Origin of the sequence: Paenibacillus sp. H1-7 (genome assembly GCF_022354825.1) — a bacterium.
In the GTDB taxonomy this organism is placed as follows: domain Bacteria; phylum Bacillota; class Bacilli; order Paenibacillales; family NBRC-103111; genus Paenibacillus_S.
On the sequence record NZ_CP031168.1, the window covers coordinates 4,748,864 to 4,768,549 of the forward strand.

Consider the following 19,686-nt stretch of genomic DNA (forward strand, 5'->3'; position numbering starts at 1 on the left):
TGCTTCACCGAACCCGATGCATTCGGGTCTCAACGCCTAATTCGTTCGCATCTTCAGTCAGTAGATCAAATTGCTCCGCTTGTTCATTGGTCATCGCTTCAGGCGGAATAGCCACATCAAATACTCTTTTGGTATCCGTACCGACAACCACTTTGTTGCCTCCTTTTTCCCATACGCCCTCCCCAATTGCCGCTACCTCTCCAATACGTTTCATTAAAGTGGTATATATTCTTCTTGGATTTTTAGTATAGCCTTTGGTCATAAAGTCTAGTGACTTCGTTTGACCTACCTCCGCTACTGGTGCATCCGGTCCCTCAGGTCCATAAACGGCTCTATCAAAATCATCGAAGGATCCATTGATTTTTTTGCCGGGCAACTCAAGTTCTGATTCAATGACCCGCCCTCTAGCGACACTTCCGAGTTCCCATACACCCCTCCCTTTTTCGGTTGGGGCAGTTACTTGCTGTGTTGTCGGCTTAGATGCAGGCTTTGATGTTCCGCCCTGTGGTTTTGCTCTTTTGGCGTTGGCGACGCCCGCACTGACTACAGGAAGAAGACTTTCCGCTTGATCAGCGATTGCACCAACATGATCGACTGTTTCTGGCGAAGCTCCTGCTGCATATGCTACCGTTCTGGCTACACCGCCAATTGGAGTACCGGGGTTGAAATTTTCAAGTTTTTCTGCAACTACCGTCGCCCGTTCTTGCGCATCCGTTGCTTGACGACCGCTAGGTTGTAAGTACACCGTATGATCCTGAGGAGGCAATGCTTTTGCAAGATCTTTGGGAGACATTCTCTCCATGGCATCGAAAATTTGTAAACGTCTATTCCAACCATATTTGGCGATCATATCGCCATTTTTTAAAGACATTGCATCTTTGACCTCATCAATAGTTACACCAGCCGTATTGTAAGGATCATTCGCTTGTTCTATCCGTTCCTTCTCCACTCGTTCTCTCTCATCTTCCATTAATAAGTTAAGCACGGAGTTACTGCCGGAGGTGTCTATGAATGCAACTGGATTATTCCTTCCGTACCTATAAATATTACTACCATCCCCGATTCCTATCGGATCGCAACTCACCCACCGCCCCAGCCAAGACGCATAATATCTGGCCCCGTGGTAATTAAACCCCGTCTCATCGTCCCGCTCTTTGCCTGTAAAGCCGTAGCGCTTCAAATTCACCTCCACAGCACTTCGCCCTGCGCAATAAGCGGTGCTCCCATAAGGGGTGTACTCTTCGTAGGTGATGACTGCCGCATTTTGATCCAATTCCAAGCAGGCCGAACCGAGATGGTTCCCGAGCTGATAGCGGACAAGCGGCTTGAGGGCGGCGACGGCTGACCCATCGTCGATCGTCTGGGTTTCGATCAATGCGACCCGCAGCTTATCGTCCATCACATGCAGTGATTCCCGCTCCAGCACTACAACCCCATCGCCTTCATATTCGCGATACAGCTCGAACCCGCCTAGATAGATACGCTGCTTATGAAGAGCGCCGGACTGCGTTTCCGTTACCTTGCGGACCCGCATTCCCGCGGAGTCATACACATAATACGTAGTCGAAGGCACTCGTTCGGGAATCGGATCGCCGTTCATGACCGTACCGGTTGTTGAGCTTAGTTGGTCCTTGAAGTCCCAATTCATCTGCGGCAAATGTGGCATCGACGCCATGCTGCCGTGCAGATCATATCCATATTTGGCGCTGTAATAATCAGCCTCGTCGGCATCGGCAGCTAGATACTTAGGAAGGTCAGCAGGATCGCCGGGCAAGCGGGTCGCCAGCAAGCGGTTGCTGTCCGCCGCGTATTGATAACGCCGGTTCCATAACACTTGGCCGGGCTGTTCCAGATTACGCCCGCTATGATGCAGCATCTGCATGATGTTGCCGACCTCGTCGTACAGATACGTTTCTACATAGTTCTGCAAATCGGTACAGTCATTTAGAATCGCCGATCCTCGGCGGGAGCCGTCATCCCAATCGTATTGCCCGCCATTGCCTCGATGCTCGCGGCCGGTGGCCGCAATCAGCCGGTACAGCGCGTCATAGCGGTATTCCGAACCCGGCCGTACACATTGGTTGCTGTGAAATACTCGGTCGTTCGCTTCATCGCGAATTTGCATGATGTTGCCAACCGGATCGTACGTATACCGCAAGTCCTGCACCACTTCGCCGCCACTCGCGCGAGTCGCGCGAGTCGTCCGCAACCGCCGCACACGGAACGTGCTCTCTTCATACTCATAGATCGTATCTGTTCCGTTGCCGTATTGAATACGAAGTCGCTGTCCCTTAGCGTTGTATTCCAGATTGGTCACGACATGCTGATCTGCCATATCCGGATCCAGCAGCGCCGTTGGCTCGGCAGTTTGGTTAAGCCACACATCCACCCGGTCTAGAAGACCGGCTTCATTGAATAGGGGCTGTATAGTATGAATCCGCTGCGGATTCGCCGTACTGTACGGAACGATCCATTGTGAAGGCCGATTAAGCGCGTCATACCGTGTTCGGGCAACGAAGTGCTCCGCTTCCAGCGGCGGATCGTGCGCCCAATCCGGTACGGCTTTGTAATCGGCCGTCAGCTTCTGCAGCGTATGAAGCGGGTTGCCTTTAAAGTCATAAGCATCGGTTATGACAGCTCCAGCGGTATCGTAATGCTCCATCAGCATGCCGCACAGATTGCGCTCCCTGCGCTCGTCAGCATCGGGCCACTGTTCGCCATAAATCCATTTCTCGAATTGAATCTCCCGCAATGGATCGACCGGATCCGCACCGGTGACAAAGGAACAAATCGGCCGATGCAGCTTGTCATACTGGAATCGGGTGATAAACCCTCTGCTATTCCAAGCGAACATCGGCTTGCCTGCCGCATCATTCAACATCCATCGGTCACCCGCGTCCATGCTGTGCTGATAGAGGATATTGCCTGTGATGTCGTAACTCGGCACGAAGCCTTGCAGTATGAAGTTACGTTCGTCATGGAACAAATAAGAGCCTTCCGGCTGAGCCGGTGTGACGTACTGCATCACCCGATTGCCGCGTGAATCTTGTATCCACAACGGCTTGCCCTCGGCATCGAGTCTTGTAAACGTGACATATTTCTCGTCAGCAAGCGCATCCGAAGGACCGACACGGTTGTGAACGATCGAGACGACCTCCCGCCCGAGGCTATCGAGCACAATGACCGAAGGCGTATTCGCATGATCGGTTGCCATTCGGGCTGCGCGCCGCTCCTCGACGGATGCGGTCAATGCGCTCTTGCGTTTGTACCACGCATTGCCAGTTTCTAGCACGGTATCGTTGGCATCAAATTGCTTCTGATACCACGGCGTAAATTCAGCACGGCTGTAAGCACCGTCCGGCGACTCGGTACGAATGAGCCTTCCGAGCGCATCATAGTACATGACGGGAGTTACGCCGATTTCCGCCGGTTCTTCGAATCGGTGTCCCGTCGCCGCCTGGCAAAAATAGGGCTCATACTGCTTCACCGGCTTGCCTTTGTTGTTCAGAATCGTCTTGCCGCTAGCGACCCACCGCAGTGGTCCGCCTGGATCTTCCGGCTCCGCTTGCACTTTCTTCACGATCACGCTGCCTGCGCCATCCGAATACTCCCATACACATTGCACCGGGCTGTCCGGGACATCAGCATAGTGCCTCTCCCGCACAATGCCGCAGGCGCATGGAGGATGCTGCCCCCACAGCAATTGTCCGTTTTCGTCCAGGGTCTCTCCAAAATAATACAGATGTCTAGCGCTAGCACTGCTAAGCCATTGCCTTGCAGCGGCATCGTCGTAGTCATCCTGAACGAACCAATGCTGCATGCTTTCCAAATCCGGATTGAGAAGGTTATCGTCCTCTTCAAGGCCGCTCAAGTGATCCGCTTCGGCTCCTTTGCCCATGACGGCCATCGCAGCCGGCATTCCCAGTATGTCATAGATCACTTCCGACATATTGCCGTTCGGATCTTTCATCTGCCGTGGGGTCAGCAGACGATAATCGAACTTCGTTACTTCGGTACGGTTGCCCATAACATCGGTACTGGCTTGAATGTACAAATCTCGATTGTCATAGGATAGAGTGGTCGTATAGCCAAAAGGATCGATGTAGCGCTCCGGCAAATAAAAGTGCGCAGATGCATCATCGTGAAATCCCGCAATGCCAGAGCACATCCAATACTGTCCGCTGGCTTGTATGCCGAACCGCTCATGGAGCTTATCTCCGCTCAAATATCCGCTAATGCTCATGTCCGCCAACGCCTCTTGAACGTTCGGTTTGAAGCGGTCATCGTGCACCAATTCCAATAGGACATCGGTAAGCGCCAGTTTGTAATTCTCATAAGGCAATGCCAATTCATTCATCCGTCCTAGCGGTAGAGGCTTGTCCAAGGTCGTGTCGAAGTACAACGTGCGCGTATGCTCCACAAGCCGTTTTTGAAGGGCAATACCGTCTGGCATTTGATGATAGGGAATTGCCGTAACGGCCGTTCCGCTATCCTGATAGTTCTCGCTCAGCATGTAGTCGCGCAGTTCCTTCAATGTTAAGTAGCGGAAGGATGAACCGACGCCAGCTTGGAAGTCTGCACCGGTCAGCTCATATGTCATCGCTTCGTATGGCAGCCGTAACCGATAGTTATCCTTATCGGGGCGAGCCGGATCTATTCGGGGAATATCATTGGTGTAATAGGTTTCGATATAAGACATATGCATTTCTAACTGTACTCTGCGAATCAGGTCTGTTGCATCGTCCCGCAAAAGATGATCTTCATCGGTAAACTTGCCGTGACGGGGATACACGACGGTAATGGCTTGCTGGATGTTGCCATATTGATCGGTGCTTAAGTTAAGCGTGTGTACGACGCGAGGATCGGGAGTCAGCTCATCCGGCTGCAGATCAAGCTCGTAGTGATAGGTTACCGCTTCGCTTTCCGTAACATGGAACACGGCGTGCGGATTGGCCGCTTTCGGCTGAACACGATGAATATGGCAATTGTGATTAGCGGCTGTAAATAATTTAACCGGCTTATGAATATGATCCGCCCAGCTGTCAACGTCAAGCTCATAGACTTCTTGGCGCAGCATCATGCCCTTGCAAGCGCGGAACGCTTCGCGCCACTCGTCTGCCGTAAGATCAGCAGCATCGAGATCGGGCTCCGGCAGTTCATTTTCCCGGAAAGTGCCTAGCACTCGCTTCCCCTGCCGTTCTTTCTCTAACCATGTTGGAAAATATTCGTCTTTGTAGTGGCCTAACACATCTCGCTGGTCTAGATACACGCCAGTATGAAACCAAGTGACGGTCTGGACTGGCGGCTGATAAAGCGTTAGATCATCCGTAATGTACGGACTGTCTATGTTGCCCGCCGCGAACGTACCGAACTCCTCCGTATCGATCTGGTCGACCCGGCCGAATCCGCGAAATTCACGGTCATGTCCGTCATAGTATCCGTGATGATAACGATACGTCGATGAGAAAGCGGTGTTGCGCCATTGATCACGCACCGTCACCTTCTCTACGCAGTGTACCGGGAACGGAAGCTTTGTGATCCAGGGCTTGCCTTCCTGCTTGTCCTGCAAGTAAAACTTCGTCGATGGCGCATACGTCACGGACGTCTCTAAACCTAGATGATTCGCCGTTTTGGTCAGCAGATGAGGCTTTTGTCCGCCCATCAAGTCCATATACCGCAGCGAACTCCGCGCATCGCCTGGAAGCCGTGATGACCAGACCAGACATGCGGTGCCATTGCCGAGCAGATCGAGGGCTTGTACGTCGGCAAGATGATCGAGCTTAGGGAAGGCGGAGATGATCGTCGCGTCGCTCCAGCTGTTGCCGGAATGGTTAAAATACACATGTACCCCATCATGCGACAAATACAAAATATCCGTCGTGCCCGATCCGTCGATATCGGCCAGCCGGATTCGCTTCGGATCGAACTGGTCGAAAGAATCCAACTGAAGGGCATGATCCATCGTAACCTTCGAGCCAAACCGGCCATAGCCAAGGTTAGGCCAATAGCTGACGGTGCCGCACTTCGTAATCCGTACAATATCGCTCAGTCCGTCGCCTGACATATCGGCCAAATAAATGAACTCGTCGCAATCGGCGAATACCATATGCGGCCCCTTCTCTTCGTCCCAGTGCTTGCTCACGCGCCGCGCCGAGCCAAAGCCCTCCTCTCCCAAAGACGGATACCACACGAATGCGCCATGCTCGCTGATCAGAATGTCGGCATGTCCGTCGCCGGTAACGTCAATGAATTTGAGGTTAGGGTCGCTCCAGTCGACATGTGGCAAAGCGGCAATCGGGGTAAAAGAAGTCCATTGTCCATCCGTTGTCCGTTCATAAAATCCCGGCGTCTCGCTTGCCCACTGGACCAGATCGGGACGGCCGTCGCCAGCCAGATCGAGGAATTGAGCACGGCCCGCTAACGATGCCGCAGGCTTCGACCATACAAGCTCCAATGGCGCCAGTTTCGCCGCTACATGCGTATCTTCCAATATGCCATCGCTATGAATCGGGCTGAGATTGCGTTTGTAGAACCAGGCATCGGCCTGTTCGGTCAAGACGCCAGGCAATCCTTCGCCGTCAAGATCAATCCATTGATAGAGGGCGCCATCGATACCGGTCGGCAAGTTTTCCAAGCTCTCGTCGTCCAACTCCCGTACTTCTGTCTGAATAACGGCATCACTGTAGGTGAACTGGAGCGGAGGAAATTGGCGGGAGCGATAATCTCCATTCTGTCTGCGCTCATAGACACGCTGCGCCACTTCGGCAAGCTTCGTATAAACCGGTGCGCGTCTGCTGGAAGCATCCTTCTCGTATTCATATGTCAATTCGGTCGAACGGACCAGTCCGTCGTATCCCTTCGCATCGGCAGGAGCATGCGGATCGTCCGGAAAGTGATGAAACATAAGCACACGCTGACAGAGGCGGTAATTCCGCATTTCGAATGCTGGCCGATACGTCGAGAAAGGGTCTGGCCGAGGCACCCAATGCTTGGTTTCTTCAGGCGCCGGATTGTCTTGGTCGTGCTCGCCATAGTCGAAGACGACTTCAAAATACCATTGATCATCGGCGGGCTGCTCCGGCCAAGGTTGATCCTCCACAAGCTTAGGAATCCACGGCACGTGATTTCCGTAACGGATTCGCTTGATATATCGATTCGCGGTCCGCCGGGAGTCCCCGCCATTACCGCGATTGCGCTCATGAGCTTGCTGCAAATCGACGTTCGTGCCGTCTTCTTGTTTATACTGATAGGTCATGACATTCCCTTTGCCATCATAGCTCATGCAGATCAGCCAACTGAATATTCGTGTCGGATTGTGGGGGTCAGAGCTTTCGGGGTCTATACTCTCGGGATCATAAATACGTGAATGGTTGTCTCTTCCGTACCAGGAGGTGATATTGTCTTTCGTGATCGTGCGCCAAAAAATATCGCTGGGCTTCCCGGCATTCGTCCATCGTTCGATGCGTGCGAACAGCCCTTCCACCCGCGGGCGGTACAGCTGAATATGATAGGCCGTTCCGCCAATCGTGCGAGGCTCCGAATGGTCTGACACCCACTCATTAGCCTGATTGGGGCTTAACAAGGGAACGAGTTCTTCGGCGCCTGACAGGATAAACACGTCTGATTCTTGCGCATCAACATAACGCGGCAGACCTTTATCCGTCGTCCTAGCGATTGATGGCATAGAGAGACTCCAGCCAAGACCAAAAGGTCCGTTGCCGGCGCCTGAGTCATAGGAGAGCGCCAGCTGCGGACCGAAGCCGGACCGGCCGGGACTGACAGCAATCGGCACGCTCATAGAGCCGGTGCCCGTCACCGGATTAGCCGCGAACTTCTCGCCTATTCCTCGGATGGCTCCTCCTCCCTTAGGCAGCGATATGGCAGGGCTCTTCAACAGATGCTCGCTTGGAGGTTGTCCTTCTTTCATGTCTGATGCCAATAGCCGTCACCCTTTCGACATGGAACAATATCTCAATTCAATTTCTAGTATAAGCCCCGTTCGCTGCGAAGAATGTCGATACGTTGATCCTAATAAATTATTTATATTTGATATATTTAATGATTCCATAAGGTACGACAGATGATCAATGCTGGTATCGACGTCTTGGTTGTTTATTATGTTGTCGTACCCGTTAGCGCAAGGATGTAGCTTGTTGAGAAGGCCCTCACACATAAAAAAGCACCTCCCAAGGGAGGTGTTCTATAACTTATTTATATTGAATATACCTTAATCCATTTTACTGCTGAGTTATTTTTGCCGGTTCGTTTCAATGTTTTTCGATATTTGTTCTTCCGCTTCTCTCAGTGCTGAGTTAATATCTTTCTCTCCTTTGGCGACAGGAATGATGGCATTGGACATATAACCTTCCGCGAACGAATCGTATCTGCTGACTGGAAGCGCTATTGCAGGGGTCGCTTTAAAGGCAGCTTTCACATTTTTTCCTTGCAAGTAAGGCAAGTTTTTGCCGAACTCTTGCTCAATGTTACTTGATTTCAATACCGGCAGCCGCGCGTTACGTGCTACTTCCGTTTGAACCTCGTCGGATAGAATTGTGGAGATGACTTGAAACGCTTGATCTTTGTATTTGCTCTGCGCCGTGACGTGAAGAATCCACTCATCGACCTGCATGCCGGTGTTAGGGCGTTCTTTGAATGACGGGTACTGGACCAAATCCCAGTTCAAATCCTGGGCATCCTTCAAGATCGGCAGGTTGTTATTGGAAGCCAGCATAGCGAGAGTCCGTTCTTTCATAAACTGATCCGTACCTCCGCCAGCCAAACGGGGTGTATTGTTTCCGGGAATGTCGTAGATGCTTTTGAGCAACTCGAATATTTTTTTCCAATTATCATTGTTCACGGTCGGCTTCTCCGCTACAGGATCGATAAAGCCGTATGACAGCACGGAAGCCACTCGGGTCGTTTTATCCGGCTCCAAGCCCCGATACTGCACACCGCCCTCCATGCGTGTCACTTGCTTGGCCAGCTCTCGGGCATCCTCCCACGTCATGCCGTCCTTCGGGTACGGAACGCCGAATTTGTCGAAAATATCTTTATTATAATAGAGACCACTGAAATGCATTGTCCATGGAAGACCGATTAAGTTATTTTGCCGGCTTGCCGACTTCACTGATTCTACTGCGACCGGGTTCAACCTGGAGAGGTCGAAATTGAATTTTTTGATCAGCGGTTCAATATTATCTTCCATCCCGGTTCCTACAAACCGGTAAATGAGAGGTGAGGCCGTCATCACTAAATCCGGTATGTTGCCGGCGGCCATCAGCTTATCAAAACCGTTCTCCGGCTTGGACAAATCGATGGGCTCGATCGTAATGTGCGGGTAGCGCTTTTTCACCGGCTCCTCGACATACTTCTGGAACTCTCCAGGTCCAAGCCATCCCATACTCAGCGCGAATTTAATCGTAACGGGCTCGGTCGAAACTTGAGGCGGAGCGTCAGTCTCACCGGCCGGTTTAACGTTATTTCCGCTGCTGCAAGCGGTTGCAAACAATAATAGTGAAAGTGCGGCCATTCGATTCATTTTCATATCGGTTTCCCCCATTCATTATTGTTGAGGCAAAGTTACTCGCAATAGAAATAATAGCGCTTACATTTATCGGTCCATTTAGCCACAAATCCAGTCCGTATGATGGGGAAATTAGTTCGGAAGCATCCCGGAATCACCTCCACAGTAGACTGTGACGATGTGGGATACGCAGTCCCCCTTACTTCCTCCACTAGACAATGTGCCCATGTCCCTCGAACGGATAGTCGATCGTAATACGTCCCGTCTGGCAATCGCCAATGCCGCTGTAAAGATCAGCCTTGCCGTCCGAACGCATCACAATTCCCGAAGTAAAGACGCAGTCGACCAATTGTGGAGCCTTGGCAGGTCCCGGCGGATAGCAGGTACGACTTCCGATCAAATGAAGGTCTGAAGACTCACGGGTGGTTGGATCGAAGACGAAGGCCATGTTCAGGTACACCTTCACTTCCCCGCCGTTCTCATCCTCATCCTTGTAGCAGATGTGGCCGATGACGCCAATTTTGCCGTTGTCGAGCAGATAAGCCTGATTAACACCTCCCCATTCTCCTTCCCCAAAGATGCCATAGATGTAAGGTGCGTTCTCGATGACGTCCTTAGTCAGCTCTTCCATTCTGTCAACGACCGTGAAGCCAATCATGGACTCACTCCCGTATTTGCCTCTCATCCCTGCACTGCGCGGACGAGAGAAGACGCCAATCTTGCCGTCCGACAACGGAACAAGGCGAATATCCTTCATTTTGTTAGGTCCGGTAGTGAAGTAGTATAAATTGTGGAGATCGGTCCCCCGATAGAAATAACCGAAAAACGTGCTGTATTTTCCGGACTGATATTGTACATGGGTCCCGCCCATGACAAGCTCATCACCGATCTCCGTGATGTAAGGGTCTTCCAGCGTATAAATCATGCTATCCTTCACCACGGTCCATTCATCCTGTCCCGTCTCCTCGAACAGTCTGACCCAAGAGCGGGCCCATTCCTCTCGACGCTCTATCCGCCCGAACAAATACCGCTTCCCATCCCGTATGAACGGGATCGAAACATTGTAGACATCAAAACCGTCCACACCATGAAACACCAATGTCACACTCTCATAAATTTTTTTTGTCTGTTCAAATTCAATTCTTTGCATCTTCCGGTTCAACGTTTTCCCTCCTGATATAAGCACTCACTTTCTTAATTTATGGTAAAATAAATGAAGAATAAAAGCCTAACGCGTTTTTCGATAATTATCCCATTTTTTCTGAGGGGACTGCTATGATGTCACAATTCCCAAGATATTTAAAAGACTATTCTACTAAGGACAGCCCGTTCCAGTTCGAGCTCCTAATTAATAGGCTGAAGAAAGGCTACCCTTCCCACCGGCAGGATTACCTGGAATTTTCTTACGTCAAGAGCGGGACCGGCTGGGAAACGATCAATGGGGTCAAGCATCGGATGGAGGCGGGGACGTTTTCTTTTTTGCTGCCGTATCAAATTCATGAATTGTTTACCGATCAGGGATCGGAGCTAATTCTGTACAATTGTCGATTCAGTATGGAATTGCTCATGGAATCGAATCAAGAAGACTTGATGAACGGCATGGTCAATGGTTCCGAAGGGATGCCTTCTTTCGTTCAGTTCGAGGGGAAAGAGAAAACGCGGACGGACAATCTGCTTGAGGAGATGATGGAGGAATACTCCGGCAGCGACCTATGGCGGAACAGCTATTTGCAGGTTAAGCTGAAGGAGCTTCTCATTCGGTTCGACCGCTATCGGAGGAAGAATGGAATAACACCGAACGGGGAGCCTGCCTCGGTCAAATCAGCAGGAGCCGTCTGGCCGATCATCCACTATATAAACAGCAACTATCAGGAGGGATTGACGCTAGGCGGAATTGCCAAGCAGTTCTCATTGAGCATCTCCCGGGTCAGTGAAATAATCAAACAAGCTACAGGCCAATCGTACGTTCATTTCCTTCAGGATCTTCGCATCCGGCATGCGTGCAGCCTTCTCGTTTCAACCGAGATGAGCGTATCCGAAATCGCACTGGAAGTCGGCTACGGATCGTATAATACGTTCTCACGGATTTTCCGGGACATCAAGGGGATATCACCGTCTGAATATCGTAAAATGAAGACGCTAAAGTCAGAAACGGCACCTTAAATCACCTCGTATGCTCGCGATCCGTCTTGTGTAGAGGACGCACCAATATAAGGGGCGTCCGGCAGCTCTGTTGTTTCACTTGACTTCCTTGTAAGCTTTCTCAGGGATCGGCTCCGCCCACATTTGGTCAACTACTTTTCAAAGTGTTCCCATCGGCTTTTTCAAAATGGCTTAACGACCATAAGCACCAATATGGCAATCATCAGCAGCTGTGCTGCCGTCTCGATTGGTACGATTTTTTTGATCAACAGTCCGAACTCGGCGGGTATTTCATTACTCTGGTCTTGACTTTCAGATATGATCTTTATGATCTTTTTCATACGCGGTTCGATCCATCCGTCGATCATGACGACCATGAGCAGCGATAAAAGGATGGATATATTCAGCCACATTTGAGATAACCCCATCTTGGTTATGATCATAAGCCAAACCCCGGTTAAAACAAGTACGGCTCCGCCAATTTTAGGCATTATGGCAAGCTTGGTCGTTATACCAAAAGCAAAGTGCAGCTGACCGACGGATCTAGCGGATCTTCGAATGATGGGTAACACGAAAGCGGGGCCAATTATGGAGATCGAAGCCAATATATGCAAAACGAGCAGTAATCCTAACAAACTTATTCTCCCCCTTCTCCTCAGCGCACCGTAATATTGCTTTGATAGGCTAGACCGACCCTTTTTCTTTTAAACGCTCCTCCGAGCTCAAGATGGTCCAACATACATATTGCGACATCGTCATAAGTAACATTCAGCTCTTGAAGTCTGCTGAACAAGTGACCGGCTATATCTGCCTCGGAGTATTCCTTGATCGTCTCCGGAACCGAAACGGGCAAGGTTTCCGTTGTTACATGTAGATGAACCGGATCTGGATGCTCTCTCGAATCGATCATTGTTCCCGGACACATAATGGACCAATCGAGTTGAGTCTGTTGTAGCCTTTCGAAATTCCGGTTGTGATTTCTATACTCCGGCGGGAAACCGGGTAAATTGTTGCCGATAAGATCCGTATATGGAATGTCCAGCAGGCCGGCTCCTCCCATTATCCATACCCGCCCAGAGAAACTAGGCTGAAGTTCACATTGGCTTATAATGTTATCGACGAGACGTACAAACTCTTCTCCTTGGCCCGCATGGCCGGCTGCAATAATAGCGGCATCTTGATCCGCGAGCGCCTCACCAACGCTAACCGGGTCCATAATATCGTCCACGATCACCTTCACATGCTTTGCGGAATGCTCACCTAATTGATCATAAAGCTTCTCAGAATTTCGCACAAATGCGGTCATTTCATGTCCCATTTTTATCCCTTGTACCAGCACTCTTTTCCCTGTATTCCCCGTAGCTCCAAAAACGATAATTTTCATTGTTCTTTCCTCCTCTTAATTAGACACTAATATTTGGTTAACTCAAGCTTAGCATCGCTTCAAAATTATGTTAAGAACCCACTTTAAAGTAGGGTACTTACTTAAAAGTAAGCATGACAGAAAGGGATACCATAATTATTTGTGGAGGTCGGGAGGACAGGTGGAAAATTCTAAAGATAGATTTGGGGACATTTCTACATGATAAGGAGTGTTACTATCTCAACCCCGATAATGAGTTCTATCAGGAGTGGGACTGTGGATAAACAAAAGCTGCCCGGAATCCCGTGGCAGCTTTTGCTTTGAGTTGATTGAATTAGTGTATTAGTTCATTGAACCAGCTTTATGACGCTGACTCTTCATGTTTCCGCTTGTTATGATTTTCTCCCCAAGCACACATGACTTCTGCTACAGGAATCAATGTTCTGCCATATTCACTAAGAGAATATTCTACTTTGGGAGGGATAGCAGGGTAAACCGTTCTATCGACTATGCCTTCTCGTTCCAAGTCTCGGAGATGTTGTGAAAGCATTTTTTGTGAAACATCAGGTATAAGCTTTTCCAAATCGTTGAATCTCTTTTTGGATTCAATCAAATGCCATAAAATCATCGGCTTCCATTTGCCGCCTAAAACATGAATGAGTGTCTCAATTGGACATTCAAGCTGATGAATCATTGATAGATCATCCCCTTACTTTTAAGCAAGTGCATTACCTAAAATTAACATAACAAAATTTTACGATAGCGCTACAATCAAGTCAATCATTGAAACTAAAAAGGATAAACCGCACCTAATGGGCGGACCCTTCAATTTCCATTTGTTCCTCATCGTTTGGCTTATAATAATACCAAAACAACGCTACTGAAGCAATGCAGATGAAGGAGCTGACCATAAACCCTGAACGGATGCCGAACCAGCCGGCGTACAGTCCGCCTAACAGTGAACCCACTGTGCGGCTGATGGCGTTCATCGTCAAAGAATTCATCATTTGGCCGCTTGCTTTCAACTCTTTTGGCACATGGGTGCTCACGTACTCGGCGAGACATAAGTAAAACAGCATGAACGTCCCGCCGTGCAATACCCACGTTGCCAAATAGACGGCCGGGCTTAGGGAGACGCTGAACAGCATCCACCGTACGGCAAGGATAATCCCGGAGCAGAGCAAAATCTTAAAGATCCCGAACCTTCGGTAAAGGGGTTGAAAAAACAGCATGAACGGAAACTGGCTGACCGAACCTATACTGACCCCAAGGCCGATCAGCGCCGTGCTCAGCCCCTGCTCCTTACTGTAGACGGCTTGAAACGTCGTAAAAAAGCCCAGTGTACAGTTTACCACCAGCGTGTACAAGTAGATCAGAACCAGCTTTCTGCTGGTGAACAGCTGTTTCAGCTCCACCTTCGCCTTGTGCTGATGGCCTTCCACCTTAGGGATGCCCCAAGCCAGCAAGAAGGCGACGAACACGAGCCCAGAGAACAACGGGAACATATAATGCAGGTTACGGTCCAGCAGCCAGCCGGCAATAACCGCCATCAAAGCATAACCTATGGATCCTGCTGTGCGGATGCGTGAAAAGTTAAATCCTGACTTGCGGGAAATCTCCAGCGTAATCGTGTCGCCGAGCGGGTTGATTACGCATTGGACGGCGCCGAACACAATTGTGCACGCGAATAGTAACCAAAATTGATTGCCTGCCGCAGGCAGCGTCCAGACGAGGACAGAGGTCAGCAGCAGGGCCACAAGAAGCAGATGGTTTTTCGATGCCGCTCTGTCGGCGGCCAATCCCCAGCGTGGCTGAGCGATCATCGCGGTAATCGCTCCTGCGGTCGAGAGCAGACCAATCTGGAAATGGTCGAGCCGGATGTCGTTGTAATAGATCGGAATATAGTTACTGAAGGCGCCTAGCGCCATAAATACCAGCGAATAATACACGGACATGTACACGTACGTTGATTTTCCGGCCATCGGATTTTTCGCCTTCCCCTGATTTAGTCGGTAATGCCATTACACGAAATTTACCGTGCTTTTATAGTAGCATCTTACATATTCAAACGCGTACCACGCAGCTGCTTCATAAATCATTTTATTTGGTATTTCCTCTTCCTGAAACACTAGATTCATATGATTGTCCAGGGTGTCCCTAATTCCGCTAATAATTTCATGGATGGAGTCTATATAGGGCAAATAATCAATTAACAATTCTTGCGCTTTTTCATTACCTTCATGAATAACTACCATCGCCTCGTCTTCTGTTATCTGATAGCATTCTTTCAGAATATCTTTGATTCCATCCAATAACTCGGTGTATTCGTCCTCTTTTAGAGTCGCTAAAACGAAAGTCATTCTATGCCCACCTCCAAAGGTATGTGATCCTTATTCTTTGCAAGCAACATTGTCACCAATAATTACTACATCGTATAATTAGAGGGTATCGACATTATTATCATAGCTTATTTTTTGGTCAAAAAAGTTATATTCTTCAGTCACAAAATATCACTCAAATGATAATTTAGAATAGATGGCTGGATGGTGATCGTCATTGAAACACACAAATCAAATGGATGAACGTGCACAAGTATTTCATGTTCTAAATAACCGGGGGATACGACTTAAATATAGGGCGGTGTCCTCAGAGTGTCCCCCTATTACTTACCATTATCATAAAGGGATTGAGGTCTTATTTGTCCATCAAGGAAAAGGAACCCTGACCCTCAACCGCAAGATTTATAAATTAGAGGCTGGATGCGTAGTGATTTTACAACCCTTCCAGCTTCACCGTATTCAATTTGATGCCAATCCTCAAAATCCATATGTACGAACGGTTTTAACCTTTGAGCCCTCTATCGTTGCACCTCATCTCAAAAACTTTTCTGTGCTTTCTCGTTTTTTTGAGCAGGTATGGAAGGAGCAAATGTCCAATCAGGTGTTCCGTGATGAGCGCGACTCGACTTATATGTTAGGCGTTCTTGAACGATTTAATGAATTGGTTTCGGGGTGGAACGAAAAGGATGAAGACCACGAGACTGCGTCCATGTTGATTCTCAACATTCTAGACTATCTAATCTCACTACATATTGGGGGATTTGGAGGAGTCGCACGTCCGGATAGCCATGCTGAAAAAATAATGAATTGGGTGGAAGAGCATTATTCGGAACCTTTTGACTTGATTGAATTAGCAAAGGAACTCCATCTTTCCAAGAATCATGTCTCTCGGTTATTTCGGGCCGAAACAGGGGGAAGCATCACCGAATATGTGATCGCTCGAAGAATAAGACAAGCTTGCTGGTTGTTAAAAACAGAATCAAAATCTATAGAACAGATCGGTTCTTTGGTTGGAATACCTAATTTCCCTTACTTTTGTAGGATTTTTAAAAAGATAACAGGCTTTACTCCCATTCAATATCGTAAAAGCCAGTTAAATTAATCAGATTCTTCACACGGGAAGTTGGCCCCATTCATTCAAGGTAATGGCGGAGATGATTGACGGTATTTCTTGCGATAGGCAAGCGGCGTCCACCCCACCTCACGTTTGAACTGACTTATGAAATGCGTGACGCTTTCAATGCCAGCCCGTTCAGATATCTCCGTAATGGACAGATCCGAGTCCTTCAGCATTCGCTTTGTTTCTCTGATCCGTACATGAATGACATACTTGTTAGGCGCAAACCCGGTGTATTTCTTGAATTCATGAGCGAGGTGATATTTGCTGACAGCGAAAAGTTTGGACAATTGGGCGAGCGTAATCCCCTCTGTATAATGGGTGTCGATATAATCAACCGCACGACGGATATACATAGGCATCATCCCGGGGGCTGTGGCTTCTTCCAGCTCACCGCTTAGGAGCAGGAGCTCCGTCAATATATGTGTAATCAGGTGAGAGCTGACCGCCTCTGTCCTGCTGTCTTCTTGCCTTTGCTGCTCCAGCAGCTGTTCCATAATAAGCGGTATCGGAGAACGGTTCTCAATGCGATGCACCGGTCCCTCGCCTTTCGTGATGTGATCGAAGTAGCTTGAGCTGGAGCAGCCGTTAAAGCGGAACCAGATCGCATGCCACTGCTCGTACCGGTTCGAGAAGCTGAAGAGTGTGCTCGTGCAGTCAATGAACAATACGTGCCCCGGCAGAAGCGTGTATTCGATCCCACGGTAAGTCACCGCACCATGACCCGAGTAGGTGTATAGAATCATAAATGAAGGTATAGGGCATTGGTTAAGCGAGGGATCGGGTCTTTGGTGAAAGCTTCCGATTTCATGCATATAATAGAACATCGTCTTGGCTCTGGCGCTTGGCGATACTACCAAGCGGATCGCTGATGTATCATTATTGCGATTGCGTCCAAGATACTCCATCGTCCGATCCCCCTCCAGCTTATTAGCTTTGGCGATACTGCCGACTTGCCATTGTCCTTAGACTACGGTCACCCCGTCTGGAACGACTAGATGAATATTTTCATTGTCATACTCAAAGTGGATTTCTCCTGCAGGAATTCTAAAGCTGAGTTTGATTTGCGTTAGGGAGCCGGGCAAATGCGGAGTAAAGCTAATCTTCGTCCAGCCCGGCTCGGCCGGCTTCAGACCGATGATTTCCTCGATCAACAGAGGAATCGGTGCGCTTGCCCACGGATGGCATAAGCTTGTGTTCCACTTCAGCTCCTTCGACCAGGCTTCAAAGCAGGTTGTAGCGCCCTCTTTGACCATATTGCCCCACGAATGCAGATCCTCGGAGACGATCAGCTCATACAACAGCTCATAAGCGCCGGCGGCTGCCAAGGCTTCCAGAACGAAGTAAGCCATATAGACGCCGCAGCTTAACCGCTTCTCGGCAATGAGCCGCACGATCTGCTCCTTCGACTGCTCCGGCGCGAGACCGAACAGCAGCGGCAGTACATTCGCATGCAGCGAGGTGTGTGCGGATCCTTCTGCGTCGACGAACAGCCTCTTCTCCGGATCATGGAATACGCGCAGGAACGCCTCGCGAAATGATGCCGAATCGTCCTCAGCGGGCAGCTGCAGCGCCTCCCGGATGTCCTTCATAGCCTGCATCGCGCCGTAATAGTAGGCGTTGATGACATTATGGCAGCCAACTATGCTGCCCTTTTTGAGGGGAAAATCATACCCGTCCCGCAGGTTCTCCGGCCAGTCCACGAGGTTCCATTTGTCGTTGACCGAATCGAGCAGACCGTCCTCTCTTTGATATTGTGCAAAATGCAGCATCAATCGTTCGGCTGCAGGATACATTGCCTGCAAAAACGGCCTGTCTCCGCTTTGCTTGTAATATTGAAGCAGCTGCATGGGCCATTGTAGAGAGAAGTCTGCTATCTCTTGCATCAGGTGCCCCGGAGCTACCGCCATGAATCCCGGACAGACGGCCGCGGACAAAATCGCAAAGTCCTGAATCGCCTTGCGGAACATGGCCAAGTCTCCGGATAAATAGGCATGTGCATGGGTGATGATCGTGTTGTCACCCAAATACTGGCCTTTTTCCCTGGAAGGGCAATCCACGTAATTTTCCTGAGTGCCGTATTTTACCCCGTTCTTGCATATCGCCCAGATTGAATTGAGCAGCGGATCGGACGATTCGAACCTGCATGCCTCTTCATCCAGCGGGTAATGGCGAACGACAGCGGCCATAGAGTCCGGTAGTGTTGCCACACTCGGCTCCGCCAGCACTTCGACGTAACGAAACGCTTTGTAATCGTACTGCTCCAGCTCATCTACTTCTCCCGATAACGTCCAGGTCTCGTTATAAGTGCAGTTGCACCTCATCTTGTAGCGCACTCTCGAATCGGTCAGCTCCTCGCCGCAGCGTATTTCTACTGTCTGGCCAGCACTTCCCTGTGCTCTCATCGTAAACTGACCGGTAATTTCGGTGCCGAAATCAAGCAGCACTCCGCCTTCGACAGGCTGAATCATCACCGGCGCTTTCTTGTATACGCTTAATACTGGCGTTGGCTGCAGGACGAGCCTATGGTCATCGTCTTCACGAACGCTGACGCCTAACCACGCGGAATCGTCGAAGCCGCGCTCGCGCCAGCCCTTCGCCTGAAGGCGGCTGTCTATATTTTCAAGAAATTGCGTATTGTACCCGATCACACTTGTCGGGCCATATTCCTCCGCCAGCCGGTATCGCCAAGAGGCGTCCGTCTGCACTGCAAGCTCCCCATCGACGCGGACCTCCGCAATAAGTCCCTGCCGGTAGTCTCCGCTGTTGTAGGAGCGACTAATCAGTCCGTGATAATATACATGAACCGCAATGACATTCTCCCCTTGCTGAAGATAAGGTGCGATATCAAAGCGATTGTAGAAATAGTGATAATAGTTTCCTTGGGCAGGTCCTTGGCCTACAAAGTGCCCGTTGACATACAATTTGTAATAATCGTCGGCTGTCAGATCGATATAGCATTCCCCGGCGCATTCATCCAGCTCGAGGGTTTTTCTAACCAGCATATGTACATTCTGCAGCTCCGCCAGATGAACATATCCTGGATTGTCAACGTTTTCCTTGTGATACACGTTAAGCGGACTTAGCTCTTGAAACCGCTGGTCCATTATCCAATGGGCAACCCAATGCTTTTCCAATTCCAATTCCATCATCCCTCTCCCAGGAGCTTGCCGATTATTCCTGACTTCATCTTAGCCGATTC

Annotated in this window: 12 protein-coding genes; 2 read left to right on the top strand and 10 right to left on the bottom strand. The window is 49.7% G+C overall.

Annotation, left to right across the window (positions count from 1 at the left end; genetic code table 11):
• Positions 1–4 precede the first annotated feature (4 nt).
• From DVH26_RS21025 to DVH26_RS21035, 3 genes are all read right to left on the bottom strand, one after another.
• Complete coding sequence (locus DVH26_RS21025; RefSeq protein ID WP_239624984.1) at positions 5–7,939, bottom strand: SpvB/TcaC N-terminal domain-containing protein; 7,935 nt, start codon at positions 7,937–7,939, stop codon at positions 5–7.
• A gap of 309 nt (positions 7,940–8,248) precedes the next feature.
• On the bottom strand, positions 8,249–9,544 hold the full coding sequence (locus DVH26_RS21030; RefSeq protein ID WP_239624986.1) for an ABC transporter substrate-binding protein: 1,296 nt from the start codon (positions 9,542–9,544) through the stop codon (positions 8,249–8,251).
• Between the two features lie 190 nt (positions 9,545–9,734).
• On the bottom strand, positions 9,735–10,685 hold the full coding sequence (locus DVH26_RS21035; protein WP_239624988.1) for a DUF1861 family protein: 951 nt from the start codon (positions 10,683–10,685) through the stop codon (positions 9,735–9,737).
• Between the two features lie 113 nt (positions 10,686–10,798).
• Here DVH26_RS21035 and DVH26_RS21040 point away from each other — a divergent pair, with 113 nt between their 5' ends.
• Positions 10,799–11,686, top strand: a complete 888-nt coding sequence (locus DVH26_RS21040; RefSeq protein WP_239624990.1) for an AraC family transcriptional regulator — start codon at positions 10,799–10,801, stop codon at positions 11,684–11,686.
• A gap of 161 nt (positions 11,687–11,847) precedes the next feature.
• On the opposite strand, the gene DVH26_RS21045 is transcribed toward DVH26_RS21040, so the two are convergent.
• From DVH26_RS21045 to DVH26_RS21065, 5 genes are all read right to left on the bottom strand, one after another.
• Positions 11,848–12,306 (bottom strand): DUF2269 family protein, encoded by a 459-nt coding sequence (locus DVH26_RS21045; protein ID WP_239635448.1) that lies wholly within the window; start codon positions 12,304–12,306, stop codon positions 11,848–11,850.
• Positions 12,307–12,320: 14 nt separating this feature from the next.
• Positions 12,321–13,049 carry an NAD(P)-dependent oxidoreductase gene (locus DVH26_RS21050; RefSeq protein ID WP_239624993.1) on the bottom strand — a complete coding sequence of 243 codons (729 nt, stop codon included), beginning with the start codon at positions 13,047–13,049 and terminating at the stop codon, positions 12,321–12,323.
• Between the two features lie 340 nt (positions 13,050–13,389).
• Positions 13,390–13,722: a winged helix-turn-helix transcriptional regulator gene (locus DVH26_RS21055; protein WP_239625019.1), complete on the bottom strand. Its 333-nt coding sequence runs from the start codon at positions 13,720–13,722 to the stop codon at positions 13,390–13,392.
• A 115-nt stretch (positions 13,723–13,837) separates the two neighbouring features.
• Positions 13,838–15,010 (bottom strand): MFS transporter, encoded by a 1,173-nt coding sequence (locus DVH26_RS21060; RefSeq protein ID WP_239625021.1) that lies wholly within the window; start codon positions 15,008–15,010, stop codon positions 13,838–13,840.
• 39 nt (positions 15,011–15,049) lie between these two features.
• Complete coding sequence (locus DVH26_RS21065; protein WP_239625023.1) at positions 15,050–15,388, bottom strand: hypothetical protein; 339 nt, start codon at positions 15,386–15,388, stop codon at positions 15,050–15,052.
• A gap of 196 nt (positions 15,389–15,584) precedes the next feature.
• Between DVH26_RS21065 and DVH26_RS21070 the strand changes: the two genes are divergently transcribed.
• On the top strand, positions 15,585–16,469 hold the full coding sequence (locus DVH26_RS21070; RefSeq protein ID WP_239625025.1) for an AraC family transcriptional regulator: 885 nt from the start codon (positions 15,585–15,587) through the stop codon (positions 16,467–16,469).
• 35 nt (positions 16,470–16,504) lie between these two features.
• On the opposite strand, the gene DVH26_RS21075 is transcribed toward DVH26_RS21070, so the two are convergent.
• Positions 16,505–17,392: an AraC family transcriptional regulator gene (locus DVH26_RS21075; RefSeq protein ID WP_239625027.1), complete on the bottom strand. Its 888-nt coding sequence runs from the start codon at positions 17,390–17,392 to the stop codon at positions 16,505–16,507.
• Between the two features lie 57 nt (positions 17,393–17,449).
• Positions 17,450–19,636, bottom strand: a complete 2,187-nt coding sequence (locus DVH26_RS21080; RefSeq protein ID WP_239625029.1) for a family 78 glycoside hydrolase catalytic domain — start codon at positions 19,634–19,636, stop codon at positions 17,450–17,452.
• Between the last annotated feature and the right edge of the window lie 50 nt (positions 19,637–19,686).